Here is a 22,533-nt window from a genome sequence, read left to right as displayed (position 1 = left end):
CGGAGATTGAGAAGCAAAAACAAGCGAACCAGTCCCAGTGATTCCGGGGCCCGTAGTTTTCCGAGAAAGAAATTATGCAGGCAGGCGCCTTGCGTAATTTCTTTTTTTTATAGGCGTCGTTTCAGTATGCTTGTCTCAATCGAACGTTTTATTTCCATTATGACATCATATTTATCCCAAATATTTCATAACATGGGGGTAGAATGCCGTTTTGCCGTAAGTCCCTTTGTATGTTCAAAGGAGAGATTTTATGAGGTTCGAGTTGACGGAAGAGCAGGAAATGATCTGTGACGTGGTGCGCGATTTTGTTGCCAGGGAAGTGGAAACGAAGGCTGAGCAGTTGGACGAAGCGGAAGCGTTTGACCGCGAACTGTTCGATCGGATGGCGGCGCTGGGCTTTACCGGTTTGCCTTGGCCCGAATCGGACGGCGGGGCCGGGGGAGGCTTCGCAAGCTACGTCCTGCTGCTGGAGCAGCTGTCCGGAGGCTGCGCTTCCCTAGGGGCGTCGCTGTGGACGCATGTTCAGCTTGTGACGCGGCCGGTGTACAGGTTCGGGCAAAATGGCACAGCGAAGCATTTGCGGGCGCTGATCGAGGGCCGGAAGCTAGGGGGCGGGGCGCTTCCCCTGCGGCCCGGTGGGATTTCGCCGCTAGACTTTACACTGACGGCAAAGCCGGAAGGGGACGGGTACGTTCTCGACGGGACGCAGGAGTTCGTTTTCAATGGCAAAGAAGCCGACTTATTCTTGGTTTATGCGAATGTGGAAGGCAAAGGCGAGGAGGAATCCGAACGAACCGCCGCATTTCTCGTTGAGCGGGGGATGACCGGTTTACAGGTACAGCCCGTCACCCAAGCTCTTGGCCTTCGATCCTCCGGCATGGCTCACTTGGCCTTCGATCGCTGCCGCATTTCGGGGAGCCAACTGATCGGCAGTGTCGGACAAGGGGCGGCCATCGCCGAGGAGACGTGGGCCAGCGCCCGGTATGGCTTGGCTACGCTGGCTGCCGGGATTGCGCAAGGCGCTTTGAAGGCTTCGCTGGCTTACGCCAAGGAGCGGATGCAGTTCGGCAAGCCGATTGCACGGCATCAGGCGGTGGCGTTCATGCTGGCCGAGATGTGTGCGGCTGCCGAAGCTTCGAGTCTCCTTGCCCGCCAGGCCGCGTGGAATGAGGACAAGGGGCTGGCCTATGCCGAGCCGTCCGCCCGGGCGCTTGCTTTTGCGGCTGATGCCGCCATGAGCTCAACGACGAATGCGGTGCAGATCCTCGGGGGCTACGGCTATATGAAGGAGTACCGCGTGGAGCGGTACATGCGCGATGCCAAAGCGGTGCACATGATCAAAGGCATGGATGTATGGGCCGGAAGCGGATGATCTTTTGAAGCTGGAAGGCAGGAAGAGTGAAGCTAACGAGCAGCCATTTCTTATGATCACGCGGCTTTCTTGCGGAAAGCCCGGAAGGAGAAGCGATGAGAGAATCTGTGATTGTCGGGGGAGCCCGCACGGCATTCGGGAAATTCGGCGGCGTATTGAAAAGCAAGCAGGCCGTCGAGCTCGGCGGCATCGCCATCGAAGGGGCTTTGGACAAAGCGAAGGTGGCTCCCTCCGAAGTCGATGAGGTCATTATGGGCATGGTGCTGCAGGGCGGTGCGGGACAAATCCCGTCGCGTCAGGCGGCGCGGCTGGCCGGATTGGACTGGCGCGTGCAGACGGAGACGATCAACAAGGTATGCGCCTCCGGCATGCGCAGCATTACGCTGGCGGATCAAATCATCCGGGCCGGCGATGCCGAAACGGTCGTAGCCGGCGGGATGGAAAGCATGAGCAACGCGCCGTACGCGGCGGCGGATGCGCGCTGGGGCTGCCGCCTCGGAGACAAGAAAGTGACGGACCTGATGTTGCGAGACGGGCTGCACTGTGCTTTTCAGCATGTCCATATGGGAGAGTACGCCGAAAGAATCGTTACCGAGAAAGGCATCAGCCGCCAGCTTCAGGACGAATGGGCGCTGCGGAGCCATAAACGTGCCATGGAGGCCATCCGGCAAGGGCTGTTCAAGGACGAGATCGTGCCCGTCGCTTGCGGGGCGGGCTCTTACGCGGATGTCGATACGGATGAAGCCCCGCGTGCCGATACGAGTGCGGAGAAGCTCGCCAAGCTGCCGTCTGCCTTTGTGCAGGGAGGCACCGTAACCGCAGGCAATGCTTCGGGCATTAGCGACGGCGCCGCCGCGCTGGTGGTCATGTCCGAGGAAAAAGCGGTCCGCGAGCGCTACTCGCCGCTTGCGTCCATTATCGGGCACACGACCGTTGCCGCTGAAGCGCCTTATTATACGATAACGCCCGGGCTCGTCATTCAAAAGCTGCTGCAAAAAAACGGCAAATCGTTGCGGGAGATTGACTTGTTCGAGGTCAACGAAGCGTTCGCTGCGGTCGTTCTTGCCAGCGGCAGCCTCGTCGGTTGGGGCGAGGAGAAGGTCAACGTCAACGGCGGGGCGATCGCGCTCGGGCATCCGATCGGGGCCAGCGGGGCGAGGATCGTTCTGACCTTGATCCATGCGCTGAGACGCCGCGGGGGCGGGCTCGGTATCGCAGCCATTTGCAGCGGAGGCGGACAAGGGGATGCGATTTTGCTTCGGGTGGACGAATAAGGAGGAGTTGACGCCTGATGGAGCTGTGCTTCACGGACGAACAGGAGCGCTTCCGGAGCAAGGTGCGCGAATACGCTGTTAGCCGGATCGCTCCGTCCGTTCCGGCCATGGAGGAGTCCGATGCTTTTCCGCGTGCGCTCGTCAGCGAAATGGGCGGCTTCGGTCTTCTGGGGCTGCCCGTTCCCAAGGAGTGGGGCGGAAGCGGTGCGGTTTTGATTTCGTATATGATCGCCATCGAGGAAATATCTAAAGCGAGCGCCACCGTTGGCGTTATTCTGTCCGTCCACACTTCGGTTGCAACCTTGCCTATTTTGTATTACGGGACGGAGGAGCAAAAGAAGAAATACCTTCCAAGAATGGCCTCGGGGGAATGGCTCGGGGCGTTCGCGCTGACGGAGCCGCATGCCGGCTCCGATGCGGCCAAGATCAGGTCGTCCGCCGTTTGGGACGGCACAGACTACATCCTGAACGGGTCGAAAGTGTTCATTACGAACGCGGGCGAAGCGGACGTTTATATCGTTTTTGCCGTGACCGGTCCGGGACAAGAGTCTTCCGGGGTCAGCGCCTTCATTGTTGAGAAAGCGGCGCCCGGCTTTCGGGTAGAGAAGAAGGAAAAGAAGATGGGACTGCGCGGCTCCAATACGTGCGAGCTGACCTTTGACCAGGTCCGTCTTCCTGCCGCACAGCGGCTGGGGCAGGAAGGACAGGGGTTCGTCATGGCCAAGTCGATTCTGGACGGGGGTCGGATCGGCATCGGCGCACAGGCGCTCGGCATTGCCAGAGCCGCCTTGGAGCATACCGAGCTTTTGGTGAAAGCACGGTATGCGAAAGAGCGGGGGCGTGCGGTAGAGCCCGTTCTGACGGAGCTGGCGGCTCGGGTTGAAGCTGCAAGCCTGCTCGTATACCGGGCTGCCTGGCTGCGGCAGAACGGCAAGCCTTGTACGAAGGAAGCTTCCATGGCCAAAATGTTCGCCAGCGATACCGCGATGTCGGTCACGACGGACGCGCTGCAGCTGCTCGGCGGCAGCGGGTGGACGAACGAACATCCGTTGGAACGACTGTTCCGCGAGGCGAAAGTGACGCAAATTTACGAGGGGACCAACCAGATTCACCGGATCGTCATTTCCAACGAGCTGTTGAAGTCGTAAGCAGCAGTAGTTGTTTGATGAAAATAAGTCCTAAACTGCCTCGGCCGAAAGCAGCGATTTAACACCGGATTCGATGTCGGACGGTTCCGTCGTCGTTTCGTATCTGGCGTACACATGCCGTTAGGGCATTTCATTCTATTTTCTTGATCGTTCTGGAGCGGAAGGGGCGCTTGTGTTATTTAAGGCTCCGATTGAAGCGAACGGTTTGCTTCGTTTGCCGTTAGCATGCTTCGATTTTTCGCTATGAGGAGAGATTTGTTTGGAAACTGCACGAGTGCATCGAACAAAGCACAAGGCTAGGTTCGTTACCGCTTCCGCCTTGTTTGACGGTCATGACGTCTCGATCAACGTGATGCGCCGGATATTGCAGGCCAGCGGCGCGGAGGTTATTCATCTGGGCCACAACCGGTCCGTGAACGAGGTGGTGCAGGCGGCGATCCAGGAGGACGTGCAGGGCATTGCCATTTCCTCCTACCAAGGTGGGCACGTCGAATATTTCCAGTATGTGATCGATCTGTTGAAGGAGAGAGGCGCAAGCCATATCCGGGTGTACGGAGGCGGAGGCGGCGTCATCATTCCTTCGGAAATGAAGCGGCTGCACGACTATGGTGTAGCCCGTATTTTTTCGCCGGAGGACGGAAGAAAGCTGGGGCTGCAAGGCATGATCAATGTCATGCTGGAGGAATGTGATTTCTCCACGGTTGCGGACTACGTGCCTGATCTTGAGGAACTGAAGCAGGGGAATCACCGCGCGATCGCGCAAAGCATTACGGCCGCTGAGAGCTTGAGCAGCGGGTCCGTTCCTACCGGCTCCCAGTTGCATGCCGCGTTCGAGCAAATGAAGGAATGGCCGTCCGACGCTCCCGTCGTCGGCATCACCGGTACGGGCGGCGCGGGAAAAAGTTCGCTTACGGACGAATTGGTCCGCCGTTTCCTACGGCATTATCCCGACAAGAGCGTTGCTATCCTGTCCATTGACCCGACCAAGCAGCGGACGGGGGGTGCTTTGCTGGGAGACCGTATCCGCATGAATGCGGTGCATTCGGACCGTGTCTATATGCGGAGCTTGGCGACACGCAATTCGGGCAAGGAGCTGTCGCAGGCGATCCGCGAAGCGTTGGCGGTGGTTAAGGCGGCGGGCTTCGATTGGATTCTGGTGGAAACGAGCGGGATCGGGCAAGGGGATCACCAGATTACGGAAATCTCCGATGTGACGCTGTATGTCATGACCAGCGAATTCGGCGCACCTTCGCAGCTGGAGAAAATCGAGATGCTCGATTATGCCGATCTGATCGCGATCAACAAGTTTGAGCGAAGAGGATCGGAGGATGCGCTGCGCGAGGTGAAAAAGCAGGTGCAGCGAAGCCGCGGATGGTTCGAGCAGCCTTACGAAGTGATGCCGGTGTACGGGACGATTGCGAGCCAGTTTAACGATGCCGGGGTCAACAGGCTGTTTGCCGCGCTTATCTCCGAGATGAACCGCAAATGCGGCAACGGCTGGCCGGTTCCGGATTTTTCAACGGAGAAAAGCTTCAAGAAGCAGGTCATCATTCCCGGCGAACGGATCCGGTACTTGGGAGAGATCGTGCAGACCATCCGCAGCTACAAAGCTTTCGTCGACAAGGAAGCGGAATTTGCGCGCGCCTGCTACCAAATCGATGGGACGATGCAAGCGCTGAAGCGTGAGCATGTACCGGAGGAAAGCATAACTATGCTGCAGGAGCTGAAAGAGAAGTACGAGCAGCGCCTGCATCCGGGGACCCAGACTCTCTTGGCCCGCTGGCCGGAGGTGCGCAGCCGCTATGCCGGAACGCAATTGGTCACCAAGGTCCGGGACAAAGAGATCGTCACCGAGCTTGCGACCACGAGCTTGTCCGGGCTGAAGATTCCCAAGGTATGCCTGCCTGGCTTCCACGACTGGGGCGATCTGGTAAGCTGGCTGTACCGAGAGAATGTCCCGGGAACGTTCCCCTACACGGCCGGCGTCTTTCCTTTTAAACGGACGGAGGAGGACCCGAAGCGTCAATTCGCGGGCGAAGGAACCCCGGAGCGGACGAACCTCCGGTTTCATTACTTGTCGAAGAACGATCCGGCCAAACGGCTCAGCACCGCTTTCGATTCGGTCACGCTGTACGGCGAGGACCCGGACTACCGGCCCGATATCTATGGCAAAATCGGGGAAAGCGGCGTCAGCATCTGCACCTTGGACGATATGAAGAAGCTGTACGCCGGCTTCGATTTGTGTCATCCGCTGACCTCGGTTTCGATGACGATCAATGGTCCGGCGGCCATCATTCTGGCGATGTTTATGAATACGGCGATCGACGGCCGGGTGGATCAATACCGTCAGGAGCAGGGGAGAGAGCCGTCCGGCGAGGAACGGCGGCAGCTCGCCAAGGAAGCGCTGAAGCAGGTTCGCGGAACCGTGCAGGCGGACATTTTGAAGGAGGACCAGGGGCAGAATACGTGCATCTTTTCCACGGAATTTGCGCTGCGGATGATGGGCGATATTCAGCAATATTTTATCGATCACGAGGTGCGGAACTATTACTCCGTGTCGATCTCCGGCTACCACATTGCGGAGGCCGGGGCGAATCCGATCTCGCAGCTCGCCTTCACCTTGGCGAACGGGTTCACGTATGTCGAATACTATTTGTCCCGGGGCATGCACATCGACGATTTTGCGCCGAACCTGTCGTTCTTTTTCAGCAACGGGCTCGATCCCGAATATACCGTGATCGGCCGGGTGGCGCGACGGATCTGGGCCACGGTGATGCGAGAGAAATACAAGGCGAACGAGCGCAGCCAGAAGCTGAAGTACCACGTTCAAACCTCGGGCCGGTCGCTGCATGCGCAGGAAATCGATTTTAACGATATCCGCACGACCCTGCAGGCGCTGCTTGCGATCATGGACAACTGCAATTCGCTGCATACGAACTCCTACGACGAGGCGATCACGACGCCGACGGAGGAATCGGTGCGCCGGGCCATGGCGATTCAATTGATCATCACGAAAGAACTCGGACTTGCCAAAAGCGAAAATATGCTCCAAGGCTCCTTCGTGATCGAAGAGCTGACGGACCTGGTGGAGGAAGCCGTCCTGCTTGAGCTGGAGCGCATCAGCGACCGGGGAGGCGTGCTTGGGGCGATGGAATCGCAGTACCAGCGCGGAAAGATCCAGGATGAGTCGCTTCTGTACGAGACGAAAAAGCACAACGGCGAGCTCCCGATCATCGGCGTGAACACCTTCCAGAACCCGAACCCGCCGACGGACGATCTGCCGATTCCGATGGCCCGCGCTACGACCGAGGAGAAGGAGCAGCAGATCGCCAATCTGCGCGCTTTTCAAGAGAAGTATCAAGACGAGGCTCCGGACGCTTTGGCGAGGCTCCAGCAGACAGCTTTGGACGGGGGCAACATTTTTGTCGAGCTGATGGAAACCGTCAAGACCGCCAGCTTGGGGCAAATTACGCATGCGCTTTATCAAGTGGGCGGGCAGTACCGCCGAAATATGTGATCGCTGCTGGGCGGAGGCACGACTATTTTCTGCCGTAGCCGTTTTACCGGGACCACGCCTTCGTCTTGTCCGTCGGCATGACCCTGAAGGAGCTTATGCTCGGCGCGCTGCTGAAGGCAGATGAGCGGGCATTTCGGAAGCAAAAGCTATGATTCAGACAGCCTGATTTATTGAATGACATAAATAATATATAATGGAAATAAATTACTCTCCAAATAGAAGAATCGGAGGTGTAGAGCATGGCTATCCAGACGGTTATGGTCATTGGCGCAGGACAGATGGGCAGCGGCATTGCACAAGTCGCCGCAGCGTCAGGCTTGAACGTCCTGCTGCACGATATTGCCGAAGTGTCCCTTCATCAGGGCATCACCCGGCTGACGAAAAGTCTTGGCCGGAGCGTAGAGAAAGGGAAGCTTGCTGAGGAAGAGAAAACAAGCATTCTAGGGCGGATTCTCCCTTGCGCCCAGCTGGATCGAGCCGCTCAGGCCGATCTGGTCATTGAAGCGATTATTGAAAGCATGGAGCATAAAACGACGCTGTTCAAGCGATTGGACGACCTGTGCCGGCCGCATACGATCCTCGCTACGAATACGTCCTCGCTCCCGATCACGGAGATCGCCGCCGTGACCGGACGGCCTTCGCAGGTGATCGGCATGCATTTCATGAATCCGGTTCCGGTCATGCCGCTGGTCGAAATTATCCGGGGCCTGGAAACCTCCGACGAGGTATTCGGGCAAATCCGCGATTTGGCGGAGCGCATGGGGAAAACGCCCGTTGAGGTGAACGATTTTCCCGGCTTCGTATCGAACCGCGTCCTGATGCCGATGATCAACGAGGCGATTTATACCGTCTACGAAGGCGTTGCGGCTCCGGAGGCGGTGGACAAGGTGATGAAGCTGGGAATGAACCATCCGATGGGACCATTGGAGCTGGCCGATTTCATCGGGCTGGACACGTGCTTGTCCATTATGGAGATTCTTCACGACGGCTTCGGAGACGGCAAATACCGTCCATGCCCCTTGCTGCGCAAATACGTCAAAGCCGGCCGGCTAGGCCGCAAAACGGGCAGAGGCTTTTATACCTACGATTCATCCTTGTAACGCATTCCCTAAACCGCAGCTTTCTCTTATAATAGAGGCAGATAGGATACTTAACCAAGGAGAGGAAGCAGGAGATGAAGCTGCGGTTTGAAGGGAATTTAAACGTTTTATTGCCGGGAATTCGCGAATTGTCGCAAGAGCTTCGGATTACCGAGGCGGAGGATGGAATCGTCGTCCGGGTCGAGCCGTCGTCCGGCGAGCTGGAAGTCGGCTTGGAGCAGGGAAAGGCCTACATTCGCTACAGTCAAAAGCATCAATTTTTTCGCGGGCTCGGGCTTCTCGTGCAGCACGGCCTTCATGGGGAGCCGTTTCACCTTCGGGAGCAGCAGCAGTTCGATACGATCGGGCCGATGTTCGATTTGTCCCGCAATGCGGTATTGACGCTCGACAGCTTCAAATTCATGCTTCGCAAGATGGCTTTAATGGGACTAAACAGCGTCATGCTGTATTTGGAAGATACCTACGAAATTAGCGGCGAGCCTTATTTCGGTTATATGCGCGGCCGCTACACACAGGCGGAGCTGAAAGAGATTGACGACTACGCCGACCAATTCGGCATCGAGGCGTTCCCGAGCATCCAGAGCTTGGCGCATCTGGAAGAGTTCTTGAAGTGGGAGCCGGTGAAGCATTACAAGGATACGAAAGGCGCGCTGCTGGTCGGGGACGAGCGGACGGACCGCTTGGTCGAAAATATGATCGAGTCCGCCAGCGCTCCGTTCCGCAGCCGCAAAATCCACATCGGCATGGACGAGGCGGAAGAGCTCGGCCGCGGCAAATATTTGGACCATAATGGCTACACGAGCCGGTTCGAGATTATGATTGCGCATCTGGACAAAGTGCTGGACATGACGCGCCGACGCGGCTTGAAGGCGATGATGTGGAGCGATATGTTCCTGAAGCTCGCTTCGCAGAACGGCAGCGATTACTATGACAAGGATACGCAAATTCCGGAAGAGATGGCGCGCCGCATTCCGAAAGATGTGGACATGGTGTACTGGGATTATAACCATATGGAGCAGGAGGACTACGAGAACCTCATTGCCAAGCACCGTCCGCTCGGCTGCAATCTGGTATTTGCCGGCGCCGTCTGGGTGTTTAACACGTTCGGGGTCAATTACGGCCTGTCGTTGAATGCCTCGGACGCTGCTCTGCAGGTGTGCAAAAGAGAAGGCATCCGCGAGGTCTATGCGACCATGTGGGGCGACGACGGTATGGAGAGCAATCCTTTTGCGGCGCTGCTCGGCCTGCAGCTCTACGCGGAGCACGCGTATTCGGAAGCGAAGCCGGATCAGGCGAAGCTGGCGGAGCGGGTCAAGTTCTGCACCGGCATTGAGGCTGACGCCTTCCTGACGTTCAAGGATTTGGACGAGGTGCCCGGCTCCGAGCCGAACAACCGGATGCAGAGCAATCCTTCCAAGTTTTTGCTGTACCAGGACGTGCTGCTCGGGCTGTTCGACAAGCAGATCGAAGGGCTGGACTTGTCCGCGCATTATACGAAGGTGGAGCAGGATATCCGCAGCCGGCGCGTCAAGGAGGCCGAGCTGGATTACTTGTTCGAGGTGCCGGAGAAGCTGTGCAGCGTGCTGAAGCGGAAGAGCGAGATCGGCATCGAGCTCAAGCGGGCGTACGACGCCAAGGATACGGGGACGCTGCGGCGCATCGCGACGGAAGTGCTGCCGGAGATTGCGGAAGCGGTACGGGAGCTGCGGGCCGCCCATCGCGCCCAGTGGCTGCGGATGTTCAAGCCGTTCGGCTGGGAAGTCATCGATATCCGATACGGCGGGGTCGTCAACCGGCTGGATACGGCTTCGTTAAGGCTGCTTGATTATGTGGAGGGCCGAATCGGACAGATCGAAGAGCTGGAGCAGGAGCGGCTCGTGTACAGCTCGTCCAACCGGTTCAACAACCGCGGCGTTGGCTGGTGCAGCTATTATTACCGGATGGCGTCGCCGAATGTCTTTTTCCACGTGATGAATCCTTTTTAAACGGAATGAAGCAAGGGAAGCGCTCGCTGCTATAGCGGGGCTTCCCTTTTTTGGCTTACTACTTGTTAAAAATCGCGCAGCTTATCGAAAGTGCCGAACAGCTTATTCATGCCCACTTCCACGCTCACGGCAGACAGTTGCTCCTGTGCTCCGCTGAGCAGGTCCTCCAACACCGTGTAAATTTCCTCGCGCTCCACCGTTTCGATAAAGCCGCTGCTGCGGTCCATTTTGTTGAACGCTTCGGTGTAACCGGACACTAGCGTGTCCAGCGCGGACTCCGCCTCGGCTGCCGTCATGCCGCCGCCTTGGATTTGTTCCGGTAACGCCGATATAGCTGCCAGCGTCTTTTTGTACAGGTTCATTGCTTTCTTGGCTTGGGCCGCCGTGATGTGCTCCCGTCCGTCCCAGTCGCGGAACGGGTTGTTGAGATTTTCGGCCAGCCATTCGGGCTTGCGCGGCTTGGTGATCGACAGGTCCAGCCCTTTGGGGACTTCTTTTTTGTATTTGTCTTTAATCGTTTTGGCGGCGTCCGCAGGCAGGCTGGTCATCCACAGCCACGTAAGGTTCGGCAGCCGGTCCGGACCGGGAAATTGTTCGCCGGAGAAGCCGAATATATCGTAGGTGCTGAATACGCTAAGGTTCGTTAATTGTTCGAGTTGTTGAAGATTAACGACGTTGCCGGGTTTGCCCCATAGACGCAGATCCTTCAGCTTAGGGTAACTTCGGACGACCGGCCCAAGATCCAGCTCCTTCGCCTGTGTCACGTGCAGCCCTGACAAACGTTCCAGACCGCATATAGGCGGCACGTTATCCGTAAAGGCGGCCGTCAACCATTGTCCGCCGTCTTCGGCATGGATTTTCAGCTTGGGCGAGGGGGCGCCCGTTAACGATAGAAAGGACAACCCTTTATTTAAAAACAGCTCCTCCACTCCGTCCGCCTGAAGGATCAGGCGCTCCAAGCTGCTGCCTCGGAGGTCGATCGACGTATAGCCGTGGTTCTCCAGCTGAAGTTCGTAAATAAACGGATTGCCGTTCACATACGGCAGCAATGACTCGTAGGGACGGTCGGCGGCGATGCGCGTCAGGCAGGGCAACTGTTCCAGCATGGACAAATCGGAGAACTCCCGGAGCGCGACGGGATTGACTGCGCTGGCCGAGCGGGTCAACTGTATACCGCCCACGGGAATCGGCGTATTGTCCTTTGCCGCTTCCTTGAACGAGCGTCGCCGATCTTCGGGAATACTCCGCCACTTCAATTGGTTGAGCACACTGCTGCCTGTATGCCAACCGCCGCTGTAGCTGTTTGTTTTTTCGGTGACGAGCGGGGGCCGGTTTCCTGCCAAAATGTAATGTTTGGGGACCTGGGCAGTGACGTACGAATGATCAAGCTGGTTGTTCCAAAAGTAATAATCGCAGAACAGCGGCTTCATCTTGTCGAGCTCTTCTTCGGTGGGCAGCTTGTCCCCGGTCCAGTCAAGCTCCAGCACAGCGGCCAGCGGCTTAGACTTTTCCTCGATTCCGGTGACCTGACACGCGGCATAGCGCTGCAGTTGTTCGACGTATACGCAATATATATCTCCGATATTCGGCTTCAATTCAATCATCCTTTCCATTTGGTAAACTATAAGTTCAGACGAGAAATGTATCATTAGGGAGAGGTCTTACGGGTTTCTTCTTTTATATCGGCCATCATCCTGGAAAATTTATCGGCTTCTTCAAAGTGAGGGAAATGTGCGGACTCCTCGAACCAGACGAATTGCTTTTTCGGAGCAAGGAGCTTTTCGTAATACCGGTAAGCCACCTCCGAGGGCGTCATATAGTCGTATCTCCCCATAGCCAGATAGACCGGCACCTTTAGTTCCGGGACCGTTTCGAATAAATTCGTATTTTCCGTTTGAGGCCGGATGGCGCGAAGCGACAACGCATTTCCCCGGGCCAACCGAATTCCGTCCAAGAGGGTATATTCCGGCGAGAACAAGATGCCTTTGATCAGATCGGCATTCGAGTCGATTTGTCGCTCGGAGCCGCCGAAGGCGGTCACCCACTTCCGCTCCAACGTCGTATCTTTGCGGGGATTCGAATAGGGAGGGGAGCCGATCGATCGCAGGGCTTGAACCGCTCTTCGTTGCTGCGGGCCTCTGCCTCGCGAAGGGCGAATTCATAAGAAAGCCTCTCACCTTCCGGGGAATTGGCCACTTGTCCGATCCCGATGTATGCATAATAATCGTCCGGGTATTTTTGAGCCGTCCATATCCCGAGCAGGCTTCCCCACGAATGTCCGGCAAGGAAAATTTTCGACTGGTTGAATGTTTTACGCAAATAGTTGGTTAATTCGTGAGTGTCTTGAACGAACTTATTGACCTGCAAATCGTCCTCGGTCATTCCCCACCGATACGATTTCCCCGCGCCGCGTTGATCCCAGTTGACTACAGTGAAATGGTTTTCCAGCTCCTGTTGATATTGCCGCGCATATGCAATTTGCGGATAGCCCGGGCCGCCGTGCAAGAACAGTAGAACCGGGTTCCGCTTGTCGCGGCCGCGAACAAGGATGTTTTGCTCCATTCCGCCTAGCGTCACTTGTTCAAGAATGGCCACACTGCTTGGAACAACGCCGCCTTGGTGGTCACGGATCAAGGGAGTCCGTGCCGGCACTAGGGACGCGATCCCGAGCAGAGCGAGAAGGCCTAGTCCCAGTAGAAGCTTCCTACGTTTGCCAATGACTTGCAGGATGGAAATCACTTCGCGAACCCCTTATTTATCGATAGTATACATGCGGCCATTCCGGCGCACAAGAAAAAAACGCCAACCTTCGAAGACTGGCGTCAGAGTGTCGAGAAAGAGGTTTTTGATTGAAATAGAGGTACATACGGAGGTGGGGTATCTACTGGAGGAGCGATAGTGATCGCCTTTGTCTGCGGGAAATACCTGCTGCTAAGCGGCTTCAATTAAAAATTTCCAGCAGACCCGGGGTCCCCGCAAAGTACTTGGACTAAGCTCCCTGATTCAACTTCACTTTGCGGGGTGGAGCAGCGACCGGAAGTAGATACCCCACCCCCTCGTACACCTCTATTACCTTAACCCACGCTCTCTCAACAAGCTCACGCCAACCTCCATCGGCTGGCGTATCCATTGAATTTATTCGGAAATCAGTGTCCAATGACCCCTGAATGATGCAGCTGTTTGGAGTACTTGCCCAAGAAGGACGTGAGCGAAGGTTTGAATATATAACCAATGACCAAAAATGCGAAGAAAAATCCGACCAACGTCCAGACATCCCTCATCAGCGTCGGGTAGCTTACCCCGGCGAGCGCTTCCCGCAGCCCGCTGATTGCATAGGTAAACGGCAGCATCGAATGAATCGCTTGGAAGAAAGCCGGTGTCACCTGAATCGGGAACGTGCCCCCCGAGCCGGCGAGCTGGAGCACCAGCAGGACAACGCCGATCGATTTGCCGATATTGTTAAAGAGCGTGACCAGCGTGTACACGATCATGGAAAAGACAACACAGTAAAACAGTGTAAGTCCGACGAACAATCCGGCCTCCTGAATGTGGATCTTCAGCAAAAAGATATCTCCAAGCGCTACGATAAGTCCTTGCAGCACGGATAAGGTAGCAAATAAAAGGTATTTGCCCAGGTACTCCTCATGCGAGGTAAAGCTGAAATCTGCCGGCTGGAACTTGACGGTGAGCAGAGACGAAAGCAGTAGGGAACCGACCCACAAGCACAGCGTCGTATAGAAAGGCGTCATACCTGCTCCATAGTTGGCGATCGGGAACAACGGATGCGTGCTCATCGTCACCGGAAGAGCAAGGAAGTTGCTGTCTGCGATGCCCCGGTTTTGCAGCAGCTTGATCATGTCCTTGACATCAACCGTGCTGTCGATTTTTTGGAAGACCGCCGTCAGGTCGCTCAGGCGCTGCTGAAGATCCGGTACGCGCTCTTTGAAATTCCGGATATCGTCCACCGCCACTTTGCCCCCGGATGACATGCTTGCCATCAAATCCTTCGCCGCGGCCAAGTCCTCCTGTGTATTGCCAAGAATCACGTTTACATCGGTGAGAAGGAACGAGCCTTTTTGCAGATAGGATTCTGTTTTTGGAAGCAGGGTTTGATCGAGCGCAAGTGACAGCTTGCCGATATCTCCCGCAATCGAAAAGTTCATCCGGGCCAGATCCGGCAGTAATTTTTCCAGGTTATGGTTCTTTTCGATGTTCTTCCGGAGATCGGCCGTTTTGCCCTTCCACTCCTCCAGCCTTTGAGCCAGGGTTTTCAAGTCCTTGCTAAGCTGAAACGAGCCTTTAGAGGAGGATTGGGCCAACGAATTTGCATTTTTAAGAATTCTGTTGATCATGTCGCTCACCGTCTCGACATTTCTGGACAGCTTGCCGTCCAAGTCTGACTTTTTATAGGCCAGCGTCGTGCTTAAGTTCCTGGTGAACGAGCTGATTCCGGCAGACAACTGCCGCATTTTTTCCAGATTGTCGCGGAGAATGGTAAATGTCCGGATGTTCAAGGCTTCATCGATCGGAGCCAGCAGTGCATTGACGGCATTCTGGAATTTGGTGATTTTGTCCAGAAGCCGGTCATTGATCGGCTGCAGCTTATTTAAAATATTTTCTGCCGCATTAACATCCTTGATCTTGGCCTTTAAGTCTAACAGAAGTATCCGGTACTGGTTCAGTTCGACTGCAATGTCGCTCGCCATCGCGAGTGTCTCTTCAGGCACCGTTACGCCCGCTTTTTCCAACTGCTCCGAAGTATCTTTTACCCGCTGCTGCAGCTGATCGAGATCCGTGACGGCATTGTCTAGCTGGGTGAGAACCTCCGGCTTATACACCGTCAGTTGGTTGTTCACGTCCTCGGTCGTCTCGGTTAATCGGTTGAAAATTGTCTGAAGCCGATACAGGTTCTCTTTCACATCCGGCGCGATTTCTTTTAAGTCGTCGCTGGCTTTATACATATCCTTGCTTAATCCGTCGTTCAGCTCGATGAGTTTGCCGAGCGTATCCTGAACCGCAGGAACATGATCTGCCGTCTTATCCATCTGGGTAAAACCGTTCTCTGCCCGGTTCAGCATCTCATCCAGATTTTGATTCAGCTTCGGCATATTTTCATTGAGGGTGTAGAGCAAATTTTTGTATTTTTCGATTTGCGGGTACTGCTGATCCAGCTCGGCGCCGGCTTTATTCAGTGTTTCGAACACTTTCCCCGTCACCGTTTCGATAAAGGAGGTGCTGATCTCCCGTTGGATCGTCGAGGCGCCCGCATCCGTCATTTTCGCGGCGATGGCATTCTCTTTTTCATTTACGTAATACTCCAGTTCGGGTTTAACCGGTTGGTCGCTGAGCATCGTGCTCATTTTCAGCGAAAAATCGTCGGGGATCACAATGGTGGCGTACACCTCGCCATTTTCCGCCTTGGCTATGCCCTCGTCTTTCGTATTATAAAAGGTCCAGCCGAGCTTCTCGTTCTGCTGCAGCGAGTGAATGATTTCGTCCCCTATATTAAAGGTAACCCCTTTTAGCGTGCCGCCCTTGTCGTTATTGACGACCCCGACCTTGATGCCCTTCGTATTGGAGTAGGGATCCCAGGAAGCATAAATGTTAATCCAGGCGTAAAGCGATGGCAAAAGAATTAGCCCGCAGACCACCGTCAGGGTGACCCAATTCGTAACAATACGCCGGATATCGTAAGTATATATGCGCAAAACCGTCCGTAGAGAAACTTTTCGCATCGTTTTCTGTACCTTTCACTGTGCCAGGAGAACAAGCTCCCTATATTTTTACGTATAGTATAGTATTATACAACATTCCTGGTGCATTTGAAGCGATATAATTAGGAAGAATTCTCCGTGCGGTGATCATTTGTTTATTTTTTTCAAGAAAAAACGCCAACCTCGAAAGGCTGGCGTTCGTATCCGAAGGCGATTACATCGGTTTCAAGGCGTGAATCTCTTCTTCCGTTAATCCGGTTGCTTTAACGATCAGTTGAATATCGAGGCCCATCGACAGCATGTTTTTGGCGACTTCGGTTTTTGCTTGTGTTTTTCCTTCTAGTATACCTTGCGTTTTTCCTTCCGTCTTCGCTCCTTCAATCATTGAAGTTTCGTCGTGCAAATATTTTTGCCTCGCTTCGTACAGCCTGCGGGCTTCGGCGTCCTGACTCAGGAATTCGAGCGTCGTCATCGCCTTCTTCAATGTCGGTTCGTTCATGGCCAGCACCTCCCAGTTGGATTTATTCGCGCCTTTCAGGAACAACAGCCAGTTGACCAAGCCGCCTTCCATCGAAACAGCGCGATCGTCAAGCTTCGGCAGTTCGATAAAATGCACCTCAATGTCGTCGATCAGGGGAATCAGCGTATGATCCTCCCGCAGGTGAAAGACGCTGTGGTAACGGTCGTTGGGCAGGAATGAAAAGTTTAAGATATTGATCGTGACGCACTTCTTCAAGGCTCTGTAGGTCTGCCCTTCTTGAAGCTGATTGGAGTAACGTTTCCCCCAATAGTACAAGGTGCGCTTTTCGTTGTCATATTTGTTGAACAGCTGCATTTCGACATTAATCAGCTTGCCCTCGGCAGTTTTGGCCCAGATGTCAAAGATGGATTGCTTGTCGTATGGAGCGTCTTTCTCGGTATAAGGATTGAGCAGCACGATCTCGGTCAGCGGCGGCTCGCCCGCCTCCACGAACGTATGATTCAGAAAGGCCAACAGCACATCTTTATTCTCTTCGCTGCCGAAGATTCGTTTAAACACAAAGTCGTTCCGCGGGTCCAGCAGTTCCGTCATTCGGATCATCTCCAATCACTAACATTATACCACGCTGCGATTTCGTTAGACATCCAAATCGGCCTCGCTCTTTTTGGACCTTGGCAGCATACACTACTCCCATAGGAGGTGGAGCGGATATGCCGTCAAAAACAAGCATTCGGGCAGGCTTCGTCATTTTCGACGATGCCGGCAGGGTTCTTCTGGTCCGTCATGCGGACGGGAAAAGGAAATGGGGGCTGCCGGGGGGCCGGCAAAGGGAAGGAGAGGCGGCATGGGAAACCGCCATCCGCGAGTGCCAGGAAGAAATCCAGGTGGCGATGCATCCCGCCGATTTTGCGTTGTCGGGCATCTATTATTTATCCGGGCGGAATGCCTATGTGTTTGACTTTAAAATAACGGAATGGGAAGGGACGCCCGTACCGGACGGTAAAGAAATCGCCGAAGTCGGATTTTTCTTGGTCGATAAGCTCCCTGAGCCCATCTCCAAGTTTACCGTGCAACGGATAAGAGATGCCGCCCGCAATCAAGGGGACGTCGTTTTACAGAAACGGCAAGCTAAGGCTGAGCCGAATACGGCCCAAAGGACTGACTATCAGTTATCCGAATCGGATCGGCAGCGAAAAGGAGCTCCGTCATGACGTCATGATGGAGCTCTTTTTGTATTAGACCTTTCTTGGACAGCTCGTACGCGATCTGGTTGGAATGAATTTCGGTCTTGTCATTGCCGATCCGCCGACAAGCGGGACGATCTTGAGGTTCTCTTTTTTCTTCAAAAGGAAACTCCTTCACGACATGGTACAGCGTCGTTCCCCACGATACGCCGATGCGCTCGGCCTGCTTCATTGCCTTGAGCACAAAACCGGCCGCCGCTTTGCCGACCGTGTCCTTCAACTTGGCTGCCCCGAGGTCTGAAAAGAAAAGGGGTTATTTCCGATAACAAACTTGTCTTTTGGATCTAATTATGGTAAGCTTAGGCTAATCATAAAGTTGACCTATGAATTCACATATTGCAAAGGGTTATCATTTGTGTGATGGAACCTTTTTCAATATGTGAATTTTTTATTTCTTTGAAGGATAAAAAAGACATGTTAAATCAAATTTTGGAGGTTATACGATGCAAACAGGTACAGTAAAATGGTTTAATGCTGACAAGGGTTTTGGCTTTATCGAAATGGAAGGCGGCGGCGACGTATTCGTGCATTTCAGCGCGATCACAGGTGACGGCTTCAAATCGTTGGATGAAGGCCAACGTGTCACATTCAATGTGGTACAAGGCAACCGCGGACCGCAAGCCGAAAATGTTGTAAAGCTGTAATGTAAGCCCAAGCAAACTGCCCTTAACTTGTGTTGAGGGCAGTTTTTTTAGGATCAAGGGTTTTTTAATCAAGGGAGGGGTTAACTGTGTACTTTCAAAAGAAATCGTTAGAGGATATCCCTGAGGAAAACACGACGATCTGGTCTTGCAGCAAGGAAGGATGTAAGGGCTGGATGCGGGACAACTTTGCGTTCGAGGATGTGCCAGTATGCCGGCAGTGCCACTCCCCGATGGTTCGTAGTGTGAAGATGCTGCCCTTGCTGGTTAATCCGAATGGCGACCCGAAGTCGCTCAAGAAAGGCATACAAATCTCGTAGCCCGCGACCACATGATCCATGCATGCAAGCGTTCCTCAAGAGCTGAAGATCTGAACGGTCACGGTTCCCTTTCCCATCGTTTTAAGAACAAGGACGACCTTTCTTAGGTGGTCCTTGTTTCCGTTGTACTCATCGTTTTAGCGGTTGAAGCTTGTACCTAATGGTTAGTAACTAAATCTAACCGAAAGTTGAAAGCATGCAAAAAAGCTACTGACAATGGCTGTCAGCAGCAGTAGCTCACCGCCTTTTAAGGCGGGCTGGAATTATAGAATCGTCTCGCTTGGCCGGTCCAGACGGTACAAATTGCGATAGCGCGGATAGCGCTCCATTAATTCGACGTGCGTACCTCTCATTTCGACGCGGCCGTTTTCCATAAATATAATTTCGTCCATCTGTTCGGCCCCGACGAGATGGTGCGTAACCCAGATCAAGGATTTGTCCTGCAGCGTATCGAAAATCGTGGCCAACAGATCCCTTTCGGTCCGGGGATCGAGTCCGACCGTCGGCTCGTCCAGCAGCACGACCGGCGTGTCCTGCAGCAGGATGCGCGCAAGCGCGATCCGCTGGCGCTCGCCGCCTGAAAAGCGCTGTCCCGTTTCGTGCATGGGGGTCCGATAGCCTGCGGGCAGCGATTCGATCAGGGCGTCCAGCTTGACGAGCTTGGCTGCCATGCGAATGTCCTCGTCCGAGGCTTCGGGCTTCCCGAGCCGGATATTGTTCGTCACCGAAGTATCGAATAGGTGCGGGCTCTGGTTCAAGACCGAAATGACGCCGGAGATGTCGTCGGCAAGCGAATGTACCGGCATACCGTTCACCGTAACTTGGCCTTCCGCTGGGACGAGCGCCCCCTGAATGAGCTTCAGCAACGTCGATTTGCCTGCGCCGCTGCGGCCAATGATCGCGATCTTCTTCCCTTGCGGAAGATCCAGAGATACGTGGTCGATTTCCCGGCGGTTTCCGGGCTCGTACTGATAGCACGCGTTGTCGACTTGAAGATGTGCTGTCGTCCAGACCGCCGCGGCCTTCTGGTCATTCCGCACCGGGGCAGGGGCGATGCCGGCCTGCTCGCCAATCCCCGACAACCGGTTCAGCGACTCCCGGTACTGCGGCAGCTTCTCTATAGCCTCCGAAAGGGGCAGGAACACATCCGCCACAGGGAACACGACGAGCACGAAAGCGGCGATCAAGGTCGCGGCGATGTGCTGGTCGGCGGCTTGCTGGCCCGCCCAATAGATCATGGAGACGACCATGAGGCCGACCACCCCTTGGGCGATCGCGTTTCTTCGCCGGGTCCAATCGCTCGTTCGCCGCTCCAGTCGCGCCATTTCCGCTTCGTCGGCTTCGTAGCTTTCAATAAAGCTCGCCGCTCTTCCGCTGACGACCCAGTCGTTCATCCCGAGCACCGCATCGGTAAGCTTCCGGTACAGGCCGCCGCGCTGCCGCTTGATCAGCGTATGGTTCTTCCGCGTGACCGCTAAGGAAGCGACAGGCAGCAAGAGGCCGAGAATCAACAAATAAACGGCCGTCAGCAGCGCGAACCTTCCGTCGAAGCAGCCCAGCGCCGCAATCGACAACACGAACACGATGAAAGCGGCCGCGCCTGGAAACACGATGCGCAGATAAACGTTTTGCAGATGCTCGATATCGTCGGCCAGCACGCCGAGCATGTCACCTGTGCGGAAGCGGGAGCGGATGAACAGCGCTTGCGGTTCGAGGAGCCGGTACAGCCGGACGCGCAGGTGCGAAATCATGCGCAGGACCGTATCGTGTCCAACGAGACGTTCGACATAGCTCACCACCGCCCGACTCGTTCCGAAGGTTCGGACCAAGACGATAGGGACGTAGACCATCAAGATGTTTTCCGGCCGCAGCGCCGACTTGGAGATGAGATAACCGGAAGTGAACATCAGGGAAGCGGCGCACCCGGCCGTTAACGCCCCTAATGCCACAATCGCCGCGAACCGCCAGTAAAATGCCCGCGACTCCGGGCGCAGCCAAGCTTCCCGTTTCATGATATCCCCTCCCGCTGTGATGTGATCAACTGGTAATAAATACCTTTACTCGCCAGCAGCTCCTCGTGCGTGCCGGTTTCGGCGACACGTCCTTGATCCAAGACGATGATCCAGTCCATATCCGGCATCCAGTGCAAGCGGTGCGTCGCCAGAAACACCAGCTTATTCTCGAACAAGGAAAGCATCGTCTCTTTAAGTTCATACTCCGTCTCGATGTCCAGATGAGCGGTCGGCTCATCGAGCAGCATAATTGGCCGACGGCTTAGAAAAGCGCGGGCCAAGGCGACGCGCTGCTCCTGCCCGCCGCTCAGCGGCCGCCCGCCATTGCCCACGATTTCCCCGCTACCGCCGGGCAAGCCGGCGACGAGCCCGGCAAGTCCGGCCGCGGCGATCGCGCGGTCAACTTCTTCCTGCGGCGCTTCCGGGGCATAGAAGCGGACATTGTCCGCCAAGGAGCCGTGGAACAAATACGGATGCTGCGGAATGTACGTCGTTTGGCTGAACCAGGCCTCCGCGTGCATGGAGTCAACCTTGAACCCATCAAGCTCGATAGTCCCGGACGTCGGATGCAGAAACCCGCCCAGCACGTCGATCAGCGTCGATTTCCCTGCGCCGCTTTCGCCGACGATGCCGATTTTCCGCAAGCCCCGGATGCGCACGGATACGTTCTGCAGCGATGGCGGTCCTTCCGGCTCATGCTGCACCTGAATCCGGGAAAGCGTCAGATCGCTGTCGCTGCCCCAGACGAACGAGGCCGGAAGCTCGGGCGCGGTTTTTGCCCCGGACGGCCGGTCCAGAATGGCACGGATGGCCTCGCCCGCTTCTTTGCCGTTCAAGGTGGCATGGTAATCGGCCCCCGCCAAGCGGACGGGGAGGAAGTACTCCGGCGCCAAAACAAGTACCGTGAGCCCTGTTACCAACATGAGGTCGCCGTTCACCAGCCGCAGCCCCAAACTGACGGCCACCGAGGCGACGGACAGCATGGTGAAGAAATCGAGCGCAAACGACGACAAGAATGCCACGCGCAAGGTGCGCATCGTCGCCGAGCGGTATTTGTCGCTAACTCGCCCGATCGTCTCGCTGTGCGAGCGGCTGCGGCCGAGTACCTTCAGCGTCTCCAGCCCGCGGAGCGAATCGACAAAATGATTCGACAAGACGCGGTAAGACTGCCGTTGCTGCTGCATCTGCTTCCGCGCGGCAAGTCCGATCAAGATCATGAACGCGATGAGAATCGGCATCGTCACGAGCAAAATGACGCCCGATACGGCATCGAGCCAGAACACGTACGCCAGCACGACCGCAGGGGTAACCCCCGCGGAAGGCATGCGGGGAATCACCAGCTCGAGAAAGGTGCGGAACCGCGAGATCCCGTCCAGCACCAGCGTAACCAAATTGCCCGTGCCTTCCGTTTTGGCGAACCTTGGCCCGAGCTCGAACAGCTTCTCCATCAATTGCTTGCGCAAGCTCGCGCCCGTCTTTTCGGCATAGCGATACGCGATCTTTTGCTGGACAAGTCCCGACGCCTGACGGAGCAGAAATGCGAGCAGAAACAGCAGCGCGGTCCCTGTAAGTTCCTGCAGCGGCGTGCCGGCAAACAGGGCGGAGACGACCTCCGCCAGCCATGCCGCTTGACCTAGGATGGCGGCGCTCTGCACCAAAGTCAGCAAGGTCATGATGACGAGAACCGGCTTGATTCCTTGATAACCGAGCAGCGCCTTTCCCATG

Annotated in this window: 17 protein-coding genes; 9 read left to right on the top strand and 8 right to left on the bottom strand. The window is 55.5% G+C overall.

The window, feature by feature from the left end; translation table 11 throughout:
* Positions 1–250: 250 nt before the first annotated feature.
* From ET33_RS21595 to ET33_RS21570, 6 genes are all read left to right on the top strand, one after another.
* A complete protein-coding gene (locus ET33_RS21595; RefSeq protein WP_036686489.1) occupies positions 251–1,372 on the top strand; it encodes an acyl-CoA dehydrogenase family protein in 1,122 nt (373 codons plus the stop codon).
* 95 nt (positions 1,373–1,467) lie between these two features.
* Positions 1,468–2,646, top strand: a complete 1,179-nt coding sequence (locus tag ET33_RS21590; RefSeq protein ID WP_036686487.1) for an acetyl-CoA C-acetyltransferase — start codon at positions 1,468–1,470, stop codon at positions 2,644–2,646.
* Between the two features lie 17 nt (positions 2,647–2,663).
* Positions 2,664–3,794: an acyl-CoA dehydrogenase family protein gene (locus ET33_RS21585; RefSeq protein ID WP_036686485.1), complete on the top strand. Its 1,131-nt coding sequence runs from the start codon at positions 2,664–2,666 to the stop codon at positions 3,792–3,794.
* 259 nt (positions 3,795–4,053) lie between these two features.
* Complete coding sequence (gene icmF / locus ET33_RS21580; RefSeq protein WP_036686483.1) at positions 4,054–7,311, top strand: fused isobutyryl-CoA mutase/GTPase IcmF; 3,258 nt, start codon at positions 4,054–4,056, stop codon at positions 7,309–7,311.
* Positions 7,312–7,550: 239 nt separating this feature from the next.
* A complete protein-coding gene (locus tag ET33_RS21575; protein ID WP_036686481.1) occupies positions 7,551–8,411 on the top strand; it encodes a 3-hydroxybutyryl-CoA dehydrogenase in 861 nt (286 codons plus the stop codon).
* A 74-nt stretch (positions 8,412–8,485) separates the two neighbouring features.
* Entirely contained in the window at positions 8,486–10,396 is a 1,911-nt protein-coding gene (locus ET33_RS21570; RefSeq protein ID WP_036686479.1) for a beta-N-acetylhexosaminidase, read from the top strand.
* Between the two features lie 65 nt (positions 10,397–10,461).
* Here ET33_RS21570 and ET33_RS21565 read toward each other — a convergent pair whose 3' ends face one another.
* From ET33_RS21565 to ET33_RS21550, 5 genes are all read right to left on the bottom strand, one after another.
* Positions 10,462–12,000 (bottom strand): hypothetical protein, encoded by a 1,539-nt coding sequence (locus ET33_RS21565; RefSeq protein ID WP_200879229.1) that lies wholly within the window; start codon positions 11,998–12,000, stop codon positions 10,462–10,464.
* Positions 12,001–12,044: 44 nt separating this feature from the next.
* Positions 12,045–12,437 carry an alpha/beta fold hydrolase gene (locus ET33_RS37630; protein ID WP_051775497.1) on the bottom strand — a complete coding sequence of 131 codons (393 nt, stop codon included), beginning with the start codon at positions 12,435–12,437 and terminating at the stop codon, positions 12,045–12,047.
* Positions 12,434–13,135 carry an alpha/beta fold hydrolase gene (locus tag ET33_RS37625; RefSeq protein WP_051775496.1) on the bottom strand — a complete coding sequence of 234 codons (702 nt, stop codon included), beginning with the start codon at positions 13,133–13,135 and terminating at the stop codon, positions 12,434–12,436. The genes ET33_RS37630 and ET33_RS37625 overlap by 4 nt, the downstream gene beginning before the upstream one ends.
* Before the next feature lie 407 nt (positions 13,136–13,542).
* Entirely contained in the window at positions 13,543–16,131 is a 2,589-nt protein-coding gene (locus tag ET33_RS21555; protein ID WP_036686475.1) for a YhgE/Pip domain-containing protein, read from the bottom strand.
* Between the two features lie 193 nt (positions 16,132–16,324).
* On the bottom strand, positions 16,325–17,182 hold the full coding sequence (locus tag ET33_RS21550; protein ID WP_036686474.1) for an Rpn family recombination-promoting nuclease/putative transposase: 858 nt from the start codon (positions 17,180–17,182) through the stop codon (positions 16,325–16,327).
* Between the two features lie 119 nt (positions 17,183–17,301).
* Between ET33_RS21550 and ET33_RS36550 the strand changes: the two genes are divergently transcribed.
* A complete protein-coding gene (locus tag ET33_RS36550) occupies positions 17,302–17,802 on the top strand; it encodes an NUDIX domain-containing protein (RefSeq protein ID WP_051775495.1) in 501 nt (166 codons plus the stop codon).
* Here ET33_RS36550 and ET33_RS37620 read toward each other — a convergent pair.
* Complete coding sequence (locus tag ET33_RS37620; RefSeq protein WP_036686472.1) at positions 17,720–18,055, bottom strand: sugar-binding domain-containing protein; 336 nt, start codon at positions 18,053–18,055, stop codon at positions 17,720–17,722. The genes ET33_RS36550 and ET33_RS37620 overlap by 83 nt on opposite strands.
* A gap of 223 nt (positions 18,056–18,278) precedes the next feature.
* Here ET33_RS37620 and ET33_RS21535 point away from each other — a divergent pair, with 223 nt between their 5' ends.
* Together ET33_RS21535 and ET33_RS21530 are read left to right on the top strand one after the other, a co-directional pair.
* Positions 18,279–18,479: a cold-shock protein gene (locus tag ET33_RS21535; protein ID WP_036686470.1), complete on the top strand. Its 201-nt coding sequence runs from the start codon at positions 18,279–18,281 to the stop codon at positions 18,477–18,479.
* 86 nt (positions 18,480–18,565) lie between these two features.
* Positions 18,566–18,796 carry a cold-shock protein gene (locus ET33_RS21530; RefSeq protein ID WP_025849018.1) on the top strand — a complete coding sequence of 77 codons (231 nt, stop codon included), beginning with the start codon at positions 18,566–18,568 and terminating at the stop codon, positions 18,794–18,796.
* Positions 18,797–19,059: 263 nt separating this feature from the next.
* Here ET33_RS21530 and cydC read toward each other — a convergent pair whose 3' ends face one another.
* The gene (gene cydC, locus ET33_RS21525; RefSeq protein WP_036686467.1) at positions 19,060–20,808 is read right to left on the bottom strand and encodes a thiol reductant ABC exporter subunit CydC; all 1,749 of its coding nucleotides are present in this window, start codon (positions 20,806–20,808) and stop codon (positions 19,060–19,062) included.
* Entirely contained in the window at positions 20,805–22,532 is a 1,728-nt protein-coding gene (gene cydD / locus ET33_RS21520; protein WP_036686465.1) for a thiol reductant ABC exporter subunit CydD, read from the bottom strand. The genes cydC and cydD overlap by 4 nt, the downstream gene beginning before the upstream one ends.
* Between the last annotated feature and the right edge of the window lies 1 nt (position 22,533).

Origin of the sequence: Paenibacillus tyrphae, from assembly GCF_000722545.1 — a bacterium.
Classification (GTDB): Bacteria; Bacillota; Bacilli; order Paenibacillales; family NBRC-103111; genus Paenibacillus_G; species Paenibacillus_G tyrfis.
The sequence above is the reverse complement of the archived record's forward strand: the minus strand, read 5'-3'. Positions and strand labels throughout refer to the sequence as shown.

Coding starts and splice junctions, on each gene's coding strand:
- ET33_RS21595 (WP_036686489.1), top strand. CDS start 251: ATGAGGTTCGAGTTGACGGAAGAGCAGGAAATGATCTGTGACGTGGTG.
- ET33_RS21590 (WP_036686487.1), top strand. CDS start 1,468: ATGAGAGAATCTGTGATTGTCGGGGGAGCCCGCACGGCATTCGGGAAA.
- ET33_RS21585 (WP_036686485.1), top strand. CDS start 2,664: ATGGAGCTGTGCTTCACGGACGAACAGGAGCGCTTCCGGAGCAAGGTG.
- ET33_RS21575 (WP_036686481.1), top strand. CDS start 7,551: ATGGCTATCCAGACGGTTATGGTCATTGGCGCAGGACAGATGGGCAGC.
- ET33_RS21570 (WP_036686479.1), top strand. CDS start 8,486: ATGAAGCTGCGGTTTGAAGGGAATTTAAACGTTTTATTGCCGGGAATT.
- ET33_RS21565 (WP_200879229.1), bottom strand. CDS start 12,000: ATGATTGAATTGAAGCCGAATATCGGAGATATATATTGCGTATACGTC.
- ET33_RS21555 (WP_036686475.1), bottom strand. CDS start 16,131: ATGCGAAAAGTTTCTCTACGGACGGTTTTGCGCATATATACTTACGAT.
- ET33_RS21550 (WP_036686474.1), bottom strand. CDS start 17,182: ATGACGGAACTGCTGGACCCGCGGAACGACTTTGTGTTTAAACGAATC.
- ET33_RS36550 (WP_051775495.1), top strand. CDS start 17,302: ATGCCGTCAAAAACAAGCATTCGGGCAGGCTTCGTCATTTTCGACGAT.
- ET33_RS21535 (WP_036686470.1), top strand. CDS start 18,279: ATGCAAACAGGTACAGTAAAATGGTTTAATGCTGACAAGGGTTTTGGC.
- cydC (WP_036686467.1), bottom strand. CDS start 20,808: ATGAAACGGGAAGCTTGGCTGCGCCCGGAGTCGCGGGCATTTTACTGG.
- cydD (WP_036686465.1), bottom strand. CDS start 22,532: ATGGGAAAGGCGCTGCTCGGTTATCAAGGAATCAAGCCGGTTCTCGTC.